This window comes from Limosilactobacillus viscerum (assembly GCF_947387525.1).
In the GTDB taxonomy this organism is placed as follows: Bacteria; Bacillota; Bacilli; order Lactobacillales; family Lactobacillaceae; genus Limosilactobacillus; species Limosilactobacillus viscerum.
The window spans coordinates 21,534-31,459 of record NZ_CANDNW010000020.1 but is presented as its reverse complement, the minus strand read 5'-3'; the positions used below and the strand labels follow the sequence as shown (position 1 = coordinate 31,459).

The following is a 9,926-nucleotide window of genomic DNA, read 5'->3' as shown; positions in this document are numbered from 1 at the left end:
AGCTCCATCAACCAATAATCAATTGGTCAGTATTATTTATTTGAGTCCAGTGGCTAACTTATTCTTGAAATTTAGGAGGAAAAAATATTAACGGGAATCTTAACAGTAATTTTAGCGTTGAATTGCAGTGGACCAGTCCTTGCTTCGGCGGGTAGTGTTCAAGAATGGGCGTACCGGGACGCAGAACAGGCGGTGATCAGCGGTCACTTAGTAAGTGAAGAAGATGTGCGGCGTAATGGTGAGAAATACACCAGTGCCTTTCTAACCGCATTTGCTGAAGTGAGCCAAAGCTACGAACAGTTTTACCGACAAGGTGTCAATGATGGCCTCCATGGACAGTCCCAGTTGCCAAATAATAGTTCGTCAGTAGCAACGATTGCTTACCAACGTGGATATGATCGCGGAATGAAGCTCCGAACGACGTTTGACAATAAAAATTCCCAGCCAACAGTACCGGGAGACGTACCAGCACAACCAGTACCTGATCCTGGGGCTACCCCGGAGGAAGGCAAAGCAGATGATCAGGAATACGAGCCGCAAACGCCGACGCCGGACCAGGCTAAGTTTATTTCACGAATTGCGAAAAGCGCACAAAAGGTGGGAATGGAATATGACCTTTATCCGTCAGTAATCATTGCGCAGGCGGCATTAGAAAGCAACTGGGGTGCAAGTGACCTTGCTCAAAAGCCGTACCATAACCTATTTGGGGTTAAAGGAGACTTTAACGGCCGGTCGGTTCGTCAGCCCACCATCGAATATACCAAGGAGGGGAAGTCAGTTAAAATTCAGGACTTTTTCCGTTGGTATGAAAATGATTACCAATCGCTGTGCGACTATGCGGAGACGCTAAATGACCCTCTTTATATTGGGGTTCACCGGGGACAGGCGGCTAATTTTCGTGAAGCAACCCATGCCTTACTAGGAAAATACGCAACTGATCCTCACTATGACCGCAAATTAAACCGGGTAATTCAGACATACCAATTGACGAAGTATGACCACCAGGCGAAAAAAGGACTTAATGAAAAGCAATCAGTAAAGGCTTTACCGATTACGGAATCAACAGCCCACAAAAGTCAGGCAGCTAGTCTGACAAAGCACCGGTTGAGCTGGCTATCGGTTGCTGGCGGAGTGGGCTCAGCAGGGGCGCTCGGACTGTTGCGGCGGTTTGCTTTTAAGTGATTGGCAACTGTGAAAAAGCTTTTTTGGGGACCTCGGTTGGCCTTCGGGGATGCTTCTTTTCGCGATTACTCAGTAATATTCAGAATAAAAAAGGGAGATGGCAAAATCTGATTTTGTCATCTCCCTTAAATATAGTTATTTCCTGTTAGCGGATCGTTTTAAGACGGTCATCAATCATGCCGAGAACTGTCTTAACATTTTGTGGATCTTCAAGGTCATACTTTTCAAGGTCAATCTTCATTTTTGGACTTGCATCGTAGTCCTTGTACCACTGCTTATAAGCACTCCACATCTTGTAGTAGTAATCCTTTAATTCCGGATTATTATCAATTTGTTCGTAGTCACGACCACGCTTCTTAATCCGGTAGAGGATCGTTTCAAAATCGGTTTCGGAATAAACCATTAAGTCTGGAGCTTTCTTTGGCAGTTGTTGAAGGTCCTTCATCATGTTGTCAAGCAGAGTTAGATAAACTTCCAACTCGGTATCAGTGATGTTTCCTTCGGCATTATTTTCACGAGTAAACAGGGCATCTTCGTAAATTGAGCGGTCCAGGACGTTGTTGTCATCGGCCAGCGCCTGCTTAATCATTGAGAAACGCTTATTCAAAAAGTAGATCTGCAATAAGAAACCGTATTGCTTTTGATCCTTGTAGTACAGTGGCAAAACAGGATTGTCACCGACTGGTTCAAAGAACGCTTTTGTATGAAGGTGTTCGGCAATCTTCCCTGTTAACGTTGTCTTCCCAACACCAATCATTCCTGCTGTAATAATCACCATATTGGCCCCTCTTTATAATTTTTAGCACAAGAACCATCTTACTACAAAATATTGTGTATTCCCATAACTATTTTACCTAGGTTTAGTAGAAAGCAAAAATATTTGAAAATCAGTCTTAAAACCTGGAAAATAGTAATGAAGAATAACTAATGGGGAAATGAAAAAATGGAAAAGATGAAACAAAGTGACCTCCGCGCTCAGCTAACAATTGCTCGTCAGCAGGGCACCCTGATTGAAGTTCATAATATTCCGAATGATGATTACTTTAATGTTGGTTTTGTATTAGCAATTGATCCGGCCTTTTGCCTGCTAATTAGCATTGATTGGGATGGCAAAATTAACGGTTTAATTGCAATTCGGATCAGCAGTATTGACTACGTTGCCACGGGAACGGATTATTTGATGACCATTTCAGAGAAGACGAAGGTCGCCCACCAGCATAACTACTTCGATATCTGGCACGTTCAGCAATTTATTGATGACCATCCTGAATTTACACAGGGCGACTTGATCAATAATGTTCTTAACGATTCATTTAACCACCACTTGCCTGTCGTCATTGGAACTGACAAGTACAAAGGGGCAGATGACTTTGAAGGGATCATTGCTGACCGTGACCGGATTAAAATCAACCTGCATTACTTTAATGAAAGTGACTTGTCTTCCCTCTGGACCTATGATATTTTGTTGGCAAAAATTGATTATGTCCGGGTACGGGGAACGCAGGCAGCAACCAGCAAGCAAATTTTAACGGATCTTTTTGCCGATCAATGATTGCATGTCTAATAGTTTTAGCTTAGTATTCTTATTAATAACACAGTGAAGAGGATCATAATGGGTAAAAAAGTAACTATTCGTGATATTGCTAGTATGGCTGGTGTTTCAGTAACAACTGTTTCACAGGTATTAAACGGTAAAGGAAAACGATTTAGTAAAAGTACACGGGAAAAAATCTTAAAGTTACGTGACCAATATCAATACGTTCCTGACTTTCATGCCCGGAGCTTAATCATGAAGGAAAACATCAATACGATTGGGGTGCTAGTACCGAACGTCAGTGAACCGTTCTTCGGTACCTTTGTTGAGGGGGTACAACAAGTTGCACGGGAAGAAAAGCTGATTCCACTTATTTTCAGTGCCAACCGGGACCCAAAGTTAGAAAAAGAGTACCTTGAGCAGATGGTTGAACGGTCAATTGATGGCTTGATTATTGCCAGTGCGCGGATGACTACGGAAATGATTAACCAAGCACTGATTCGGCGTGATATTCCTTACATCTTATTTGACCGTAATTATGACCAGGAAGGCGCCCGGGTCCAAACTGATGATTATCATGGTGGGCAGCTTGCGGCTAAGCACCTGGTTGATTTAGGCCACCAGAAGTTCTTATTCCTGGGGGTTAATAATATTACTGAAAACTTTAAACAACGGCTCGCTGGTTTTAAGGATGTTTTAGAAGAAAATGGTCGTCAGTTTGATGAAGATAAGGATGTCCTTCGCACGGACCTTAGCCGGCTAGGTGGCTATCATGCAGCAAAGGCGGTTGCACAGAGTGGTGCTACGGCCGTCTTTACCGCTAATGATGACGTGGCGATGGGCCTGCTGCGTGGCTTGCGGGAATTAAATATCCGGGTACCAGAAGATATTTCGGTGATTGGCTACGATGACATTGCCCTGGATGAATATGTCTACCCGCGGCTAACCACTATCCACCAGCCAATCTTTGACCTCGGAATCGGGGCAACGAAGATTTTGCTTGACCGGATTAACAATAATAATGACCACGAAAAGGTTGAAAAATTCCCGGTACGGTTGGTTAAACGGGAAAGCACGGCACCATATCATATGGTATAGTATTACTACAAATGAGTGAGGAGGATTTCGACGATGAATAAAGTGACAGTTGTCGGTAGTTTAAATGTCGATACAACAATGAAAATTAAGCGGATGCCATTACCTGGTGAAACCATTGCGGCAATGGGCAAGTCCAGTGCTGCTGGTGGTAAGGGTGCCAACCAAGCTGTTTCTGCCGCCCGTTCCGGTGCACAAACTTCATTTGTTGGTGAAGTCGGCAAGGACAACGGTGGTCAAATGATGTTAAAGGACCTTCAAGACAATGGAATTGATGTCTCAGGGATCCGTGAAAATGACCAGGTTGGTACAGGTTCAGCGGCGATTTTGCTCGACGAAAATGGTCAAAATAGTATCCTGGTATACGGTGGTGCTAACCAACAATTAAGTGTTGAAGATGTGGAAGCAGCTAAGAAGCAAATCGTTAGCGCTGACTTTGTTGTTGCCCAGTTTGAAACACCACAAGCTGCTACCTTGCGGGCCTTCCAACTTGCTAAGGAAAATGGTGTTACTACTATTTTGAATCCCGCACCAGCACAAAAAATTGATCCAGCTGTCCTGAAGTTAACTGATTTGATTATTCCAAACGAAACTGAAAGCTCAGCATTGACAGGAATTATCATCACTGATGAGACGTCAATGTTAATGTCTGCTGCAAAGTTTGCACAGATGGGTGTTCGGAACCTGATTATCACTGTCGGGGCAAAGGGTGCCTTCTACTGCACACAGGATGGCTATAACTTTATTCCGGCATTTAAGGTTGATGCGGTTGATACCACTGCTGCTGGTGATACTTTCATTGGTGCTTTGTCTTCACAATTGAAGCCAGATATGAGTAACATTGAAAAAGCATTGGTTTATGCCCAACGTGCTAGTTCCTTAGCCGTACAAAAGATGGGAGCTCTTCCATCAATCCCAACTAAGGACCAAATTATCGCGGCTAGTCAAGACTAAGTTAGTTATTCTAAATCTGCTAACTGCAGTATAATTTCCTTTAAAACAATGAAGAGACTGGGGTGGTTCCCAGCCTCTTTAATTATGGAGGTTCATTTAAATGAAGGCTGAATATTTAATCAAAGTTATCCTCCCGCCATTTATTATTTTTGCAATTTTGGTTGCTCTGACCATTGCCAAGGTGATTTCCGGATGGTTAATGTACGTATTATGGATCGCCGGTTTTGTCATCGCTAACCTAATCGTGACAAGAATTACTGCCAAGTGGAGCTACCAGCGCCGGCGGGAATTACGGTTAAAGGAAGAGGCAGCAAAGAAGAAGGGTGAAAATCGTGAAAAGTAAAATAGGTTCCTGGTTTTGGCGGGTCGGCATTGTTGCTATCTTCTTCTTGTTAATCCAAGTCCCACCAATGGCGGTGTCGATTGCTAACCGTCAGCCTAATAACCAGCAACTTGCGGTTATCCTTTCCGTCATTTTTGTGCTGATCTTTCTTTTCATTATTTCGTGTGCAAGGCGGGTATACCGAAAATATAACCAATTTGGAAATAGTGGAAAGATCGATGGCCGGTTAATCCTGGCTGGCTATATTGCACTGCTCTTGGGGATGGCCTTTTTTGGTTACCTTAACCAGGCTATTTTTCACCAAACGGAGACGGCAAATAATGAGATTATCAAGCAGTTGCTAGACCATAACCGGTTGATAACGATTGTATTTGTGGCCTCGTCCTTTACCTTAACACCGGTAGCTGAAGAGTTGATTTTTCGTGGAATACTAACCAACTTGTTTTTTAAGCGTGATGCTTTATGGTCGAAAATGGTTTTATCTGGTCTTGTATTCTCACTTGCCCATACTAGTTCAAATATCATTAGTTTCTTACTCTACTGTTTCATTGGGATGGTATTGACCTATGTTTACCGTCAGTCAGGGAGCCTAAAAAACAGTATTATGGTGCATGCTATTAATAACCTCGTTGCAATGTCGATGATGTTAATTTCATTAAATTAAAAGTTTAACTTGCAACCGCTTACAAGAAATGGTATATTAAAAGCGTGGAAGGAAAGATGAATGAGAACCTGATACGTCAGGGATTTCTCCCGCATTGCCAATGGCCGAAGGAAGTTATGAAGTAGGCAGAAGCAACGTAAGTGTGACTTGTAAGCTCACTTTAAGTTAAATATATCACAAGACAGTCACCAGGGTGCAGTTGACAAGCGGTTAAAAATAATAGCGACTTTGCGGAAGATTAGAATCAAAGACAGTGTTATCAGTTCCAGAGCAAAGTGGCATGATTCCTTCCGTTAAAGATAAGAGACGGTGAAGAAAGCTTTCTCCACCGTCTCTTATTTTTCCTTGAATATGACACAATAATTGTGGGACGCCGAGAAGATTTTTTGCCAGCTGGTTTGTTATAATAAATAAAAAAGGACTGGGAAAAATGTTTTTATCAACAGAGGCTTACCCACAGGCCCACCGGATTTTAGGAATTGTTAATGCAACAAGTCACTTAATGCTACCAAGTGAGGCAATTGATTCCTTTGAGTCAATGGATCAACTGTTTAGTGATGTTGAAGAAAAGATGAAGCAACGGGCAAAAGAGAAGGGGGCGGATGGAATCGTCAATGTTCGTTTTAATACGGATGTTGCTAATGTCCAGGTCGCACCTAAATTTCTCGTTTTAACTGGTTATGGAACCATGATTCAGTTACTTTCCAAGTAGCTTTGTTGTTTGAAAGTGTGGTGAATAAAAAACGTGGCTGAGGAAATTTCTTAGCCACGTTTTATTTATTGAAAATTAATTGTTTAACCTAACCATTTTGATTATTATTGGGTCCCTTTGCTTTTTGCTGGTCAAGTAATTCGCGTACTTCCTTTTGGAGGTCGCGATTTGATTTTTCTAGTTCGCTAAGTCGTTTAAGAACGATTTCCATCCGGTCATTTGTGTGGTCGCGAATAAAAAAGTTGGTAAGTGAGCTAGTCAGGACACCGACAAAGCCAATCCCAATAATCATTAAGAGGATTGCGGCAAATTTACCAAGGGCGGTATGGGGTGAAATATCACCGTAACCAATTGTCGTCGCCGTTGCAATTGCCCACCAGAGAGAATCGTCAAACGAGACGTGCTCACTGACCGAGTACATTGCGGCGCTAATGATGAGGATCGCAATACTGGTGTAAATGATATATACCAAACCGCTGATTTGCAGGAGCCGGTTAAGCTTTCCGGTGAGTCCGACCAAGCGGACCAAACGAAAGACAACTGCCAGCCGGCTGAGACGTGCTAGACGAAAGACGTTGAAGGAGGCACTCACAGGAATAATTGAAAGAAGGTCAAAGATGTTTTCTTTGAAGAATTTCTTTTTATCTTTGGCAAGGTATAGGCGAGTGAAGTAGTCAATCGCGAAAATAATAAGTAGCGTGTTATTTAAAAGTGCCGGATAACCGGTATTAATATCAATTACCGAGGAATAACTAAGCAGGATTAAGACGATTGAAATAATCGCCATAATTGCCATCACTGATTCATAAATTCGTTCTTTCATCTTGGGTACCCTTTCTACAAACTTAGTAACCTATTAATCATAACAGGTTGTACCGGTGAGGGAAAGTTGTATTGAATGGTAAAGCTTTATGAATAAAACAAAAAATCCGGTAGACCAACATCTACCGGACCTAACTAATGCCCCAAACAGGATTCGAACCTGTACATGGAAACCCATACAACGACCTGAACGTTGCGCGTCTGCCAATTCCGCCACTGGGGCATTGCTATTCAACTAATGTTCATCAGCGAACAATAATTATTATACAGGTTCCTCGTAGAAATGCAAGACTAAATCCAAATAAATATTTAAAAATAAAAAGTCTACCACTCTAGTAGCAGACCTGCCCATTAGAAAAATACGATAATCGCAATTAAAGCAATTACCAGTGCAACCGTCACACTAGTTGCGTGAAGGGGGTTACCAAATGTCTCCCGTTTAAGCCGGAAGGTATTTTCCATTAAGATATAAATCGCAATTAGGTAAATTAGCCAGATTATATTTAAGAAGACAACTACCGGGAAGTTGAGAATCAGTTTTACCACTGATGAAGCCAATAAAACGAAAAATGCAAGACGTGCAATTACCAAGCAATCTGAAACATGTTTTTCTTTTTTTGACCGGTTTCCCAAAATATTCGCGAACAGTAAGATAAGCACCATCGCTTCTGCAGTTAATTTCAGCATATTTAAATAGTTCCTTTCTGCTATGATTTTACCATTAATGGAGAATGGAAACCAACCTACCTTTTACTTGAAAATAGCCTTGAAAAAGTGTAAAGTGGTTGCTGTTATCCTATTGGAATTATTAGCGAGGTGAAGACGATGGCTGATTTTGAAATTGGTGACGTTGTTGGCTGCAAGAAGTTTGGGCCAATGGATCACGACTTCCAGGGAGTAGTTGAAAAAGTTTACAATAATTCTGTAATGGTTTCAATCAATGACTTTGATCCTGCTGATAAGAGCGGTGTTAACGAGCTCAATGGGCGGGCAGTTATTCGCCAAAGTGAAGCAAAGATGATCAAGGCTGTCCCACGCGAAGATAAAGAAGACGACGAAGCGGAAGACAAGAAGACTACTAAAAAGACAGCTAAAAAAGCAAAAAAAGCGACAAAAAAGGCTGACAAAAAGTAGTTATTGGTATATACTAACTTAGTATTGATTATTAAGTTAGTTGATGCGGGTATAGTTTAGTGGTAAAACTCAACCTTCCCAAGGTTGCGTCGCGAGTTCGATTCTCGTTACCCGCTTAGTTTGAGTCCGGTAGATGTTGATCTATCGGACTTTTTTTATTGGGGCATTTGTTCACTGAAAAACATTTTAACTCCGTAAGTAACCATATTTTGTTAGTATTTGAATGGAAAGGGATGCCAATATTATCGGTCAACAGAAATGAAGCTCTTCCAGCTTTTCCATTGTTTTTAGCTCCGAATAACAGATATATCGCGTACCACAACCCCAGGGCCTTAGTGCCTAGCTACGGACAATCGCTAGCCATACCAGATGACGACTTATTTAATGATTTAGATGATTAGGGGGATTTAAATTGATTATCAATCGAACTCCCGAATTTAAGCGGTCATATAAGAAATTAAAGCGAAAACACTGTGATATGGATAGGCTCAAGAATGTAATTGAACTAATTGCAAATAACGATAATTGGTTGTTAGTATATGTTATTCATAATGAACAGCTAACTTGATTTAATCGATACAGGAAGCCATGATCAAATATTTAGATAGTTGAGACTGGGAGGAAAATTTGGATCTTTCGCAGTCTTTTTTAACCCGAAATATAATTCTCTTGAAATGCTTTTTGATAGTTGCTGTTGTCGTTGGAATGGCGGTATATATTTGGCCGCATCCCAACGATTTTTTGAAAGTTCCGGTTGAAGGTCCGCAGGTTTTCATAGCCAACCTGAAATGCAATGTTAGTTACCTTTTCCTCGGTATTTTTAAGCAGCTGCGTCGCCTGGGTAATGCGGTAATGGTTTAGGTACTCAGTAAAAGACATACCAATTGCAGTTTTGAAGATTCTTGATAGGTATGCATAATCGTAGCCAACGTTTTTGGCTGCGATTTTTAGTGTGCACTCCTCATGGTAATGTTCGCTGATAAAATTAATCAGCTGGTGAATGATATTTACTTTCTTTGATTTCTTACGTTTTCTTAAGCTGGTCCGACTAATTATGAGCCCGCAAATGGAATAGAGGAAGCCCTTGATCGCAAACCGGTTTTCAAGGGTTGAAAAATCAAAGGATTGTCGGTAGAAGAAAACGGGATTGGTCGGTACCATGTCCGGATACTGGTCAATAAAAGAAGCGACTAATTCCGGAGAAAAAATAATTTCGGTTACCTTAGTTTGTGGCCGCATATTAAAACCGTGAATTTGGTCCGGAAAAATAACCACAAACTGGTGGCGGTTGATGATATATTGTTGGTCCTCAATTTTGACATGTAGTTGTCCCCGCTGGACAGCAATCACCTCAAAGGCACGGTGAAAATGCGGCGGGTAGTTAAGGTTTGTTAACTCAAAGTGCTTAAAAATCGGCGTTGATTCAAGGCCAAACTTCTGAAACATCACCATTCGGGATCACACTCCTTGATTCAAAAGACAAATA

12 protein-coding genes and 2 tRNA genes are annotated in these 9,926 nt (G+C 41.5%); 9 read left to right on the top strand and 5 right to left on the bottom strand.

The features are described from left to right. The first annotated feature begins 117 nt into the window (after positions 1-117). Complete coding sequence (locus QOS07_RS06630) at positions 118-1,182, top strand: glycoside hydrolase family 73 protein (protein ID WP_283588184.1); 1,065 nt, start codon at positions 118-120, stop codon at positions 1,180-1,182. A 145-nt stretch (positions 1,183-1,327) separates the two neighbouring features. Here QOS07_RS06630 and QOS07_RS06625 read toward each other — a convergent pair whose 3' ends face one another. Next, the gene (locus QOS07_RS06625; protein WP_283588183.1) at positions 1,328-1,960 is read right to left on the bottom strand and encodes a deoxynucleoside kinase; all 633 of its coding nucleotides are present in this window, start codon (positions 1,958-1,960) and stop codon (positions 1,328-1,330) included. Positions 1,961-2,125: 165 nt separating this feature from the next. Here QOS07_RS06625 and QOS07_RS06620 point away from each other — a divergent pair, with 165 nt between their 5' ends. The 6 genes from QOS07_RS06620 to QOS07_RS06595 all read left to right on the top strand — a co-directional run bounded on the left by QOS07_RS06620 (position 2,126) and on the right by QOS07_RS06595 (position 6,484). Beyond that, a complete protein-coding gene (locus QOS07_RS06620; RefSeq protein ID WP_283588182.1) occupies positions 2,126-2,734 on the top strand; it encodes a hypothetical protein in 609 nt (202 codons plus the stop codon). Between the two features lie 60 nt (positions 2,735-2,794). After that, a complete protein-coding gene (gene rbsR, locus QOS07_RS06615; protein WP_283588181.1) occupies positions 2,795-3,814 on the top strand; it encodes a ribose utilization transcriptional repressor RbsR in 1,020 nt (339 codons plus the stop codon). A 33-nt stretch (positions 3,815-3,847) separates the two neighbouring features. Next, positions 3,848-4,765: a ribokinase gene (gene rbsK, locus QOS07_RS06610; protein WP_283588180.1), complete on the top strand. Its 918-nt coding sequence runs from the start codon at positions 3,848-3,850 to the stop codon at positions 4,763-4,765. A 100-nt stretch (positions 4,766-4,865) separates the two neighbouring features. Continuing rightward, the gene (locus tag QOS07_RS06605; RefSeq protein ID WP_283588179.1) at positions 4,866-5,108 is read left to right on the top strand and encodes a hypothetical protein; all 243 of its coding nucleotides are present in this window, start codon (positions 4,866-4,868) and stop codon (positions 5,106-5,108) included. Further along, positions 5,098-5,772 carry a CPBP family intramembrane glutamic endopeptidase gene (locus tag QOS07_RS06600; RefSeq protein WP_283588178.1) on the top strand — a complete coding sequence of 225 codons (675 nt, stop codon included), beginning with the start codon at positions 5,098-5,100 and terminating at the stop codon, positions 5,770-5,772. The genes QOS07_RS06605 and QOS07_RS06600 overlap by 11 nt, the downstream gene beginning before the upstream one ends. Positions 5,773-6,202: 430 nt before the next feature. After that, positions 6,203-6,484, top strand: coding sequence for a heavy metal-binding domain-containing protein (locus QOS07_RS06595; RefSeq protein ID WP_283588177.1), 282 nt, complete (start codon positions 6,203-6,205; stop codon positions 6,482-6,484). An 88-nt stretch (positions 6,485-6,572) separates the two neighbouring features. Here QOS07_RS06595 and QOS07_RS06590 read toward each other — a convergent pair whose 3' ends face one another. The 3 genes from QOS07_RS06590 to QOS07_RS06580 all read right to left on the bottom strand — a co-directional run bounded on the left by QOS07_RS06590 (position 6,573) and on the right by QOS07_RS06580 (position 7,993). Beyond that, positions 6,573-7,307, bottom strand: coding sequence for a potassium channel family protein (locus QOS07_RS06590; protein ID WP_283588176.1), 735 nt, complete (start codon positions 7,305-7,307; stop codon positions 6,573-6,575). Between the two features lie 138 nt (positions 7,308-7,445). Beyond that, positions 7,446-7,529, bottom strand: a tRNA-Leu gene (locus QOS07_RS06585). Between the two features lie 128 nt (positions 7,530-7,657). Then, complete coding sequence (locus QOS07_RS06580; RefSeq protein ID WP_283588175.1) at positions 7,658-7,993, bottom strand: hypothetical protein; 336 nt, start codon at positions 7,991-7,993, stop codon at positions 7,658-7,660. A gap of 138 nt (positions 7,994-8,131) precedes the next feature. Here QOS07_RS06580 and QOS07_RS06575 point away from each other — a divergent pair, with 138 nt between their 5' ends. Both QOS07_RS06575 and QOS07_RS06570 read left to right on the top strand, forming a co-directional pair. After that, positions 8,132-8,440 carry a hypothetical protein gene (locus tag QOS07_RS06575; protein ID WP_283588174.1) on the top strand — a complete coding sequence of 103 codons (309 nt, stop codon included), beginning with the start codon at positions 8,132-8,134 and terminating at the stop codon, positions 8,438-8,440. 45 nt (positions 8,441-8,485) lie between these two features. Then, a tRNA-Gly gene (locus tag QOS07_RS06570) sits at positions 8,486-8,556 on the top strand. A 532-nt stretch (positions 8,557-9,088) separates the two neighbouring features. Here QOS07_RS06570 and QOS07_RS06560 read toward each other — a convergent pair. After that, positions 9,089-9,892 (bottom strand): helix-turn-helix transcriptional regulator, encoded by an 804-nt coding sequence (locus QOS07_RS06560; protein WP_283588173.1) that lies wholly within the window; start codon positions 9,890-9,892, stop codon positions 9,089-9,091. Positions 9,893-9,926: the final 34 nt, after the last annotated feature.

Bases quoted from the DNA above. Each gene is read 5' to 3' on its own strand.
- QOS07_RS06560 (WP_283588173.1), bottom strand. From the start codon at position 9,892: ATGGTGATGTTTCAGAAGTTTGGCCTTGAATCAACGCCGATTTTTAAG.
- QOS07_RS06590 (WP_283588176.1), bottom strand. From the start codon at position 7,307: ATGAAAGAACGAATTTATGAATCAGTGATGGCAATTATGGCGATTATT.
- rbsR (WP_283588181.1), top strand. From the start codon at position 2,795: ATGGGTAAAAAAGTAACTATTCGTGATATTGCTAGTATGGCTGGTGTT.
- QOS07_RS06575 (WP_283588174.1), top strand. From the start codon at position 8,132: ATGGCTGATTTTGAAATTGGTGACGTTGTTGGCTGCAAGAAGTTTGGG.
- QOS07_RS06605 (WP_283588179.1), top strand. From the start codon at position 4,866: ATGAAGGCTGAATATTTAATCAAAGTTATCCTCCCGCCATTTATTATT.
- rbsK (WP_283588180.1), top strand. From the start codon at position 3,848: ATGAATAAAGTGACAGTTGTCGGTAGTTTAAATGTCGATACAACAATG.
- QOS07_RS06625 (WP_283588183.1), bottom strand. From the start codon at position 1,960: ATGGTGATTATTACAGCAGGAATGATTGGTGTTGGGAAGACAACGTTA.
- QOS07_RS06620 (WP_283588182.1), top strand. From the start codon at position 2,126: ATGGAAAAGATGAAACAAAGTGACCTCCGCGCTCAGCTAACAATTGCT.
- QOS07_RS06580 (WP_283588175.1), bottom strand. From the start codon at position 7,993: ATGCTGAAATTAACTGCAGAAGCGATGGTGCTTATCTTACTGTTCGCG.
- QOS07_RS06595 (WP_283588177.1), top strand. From the start codon at position 6,203: ATGTTTTTATCAACAGAGGCTTACCCACAGGCCCACCGGATTTTAGGA.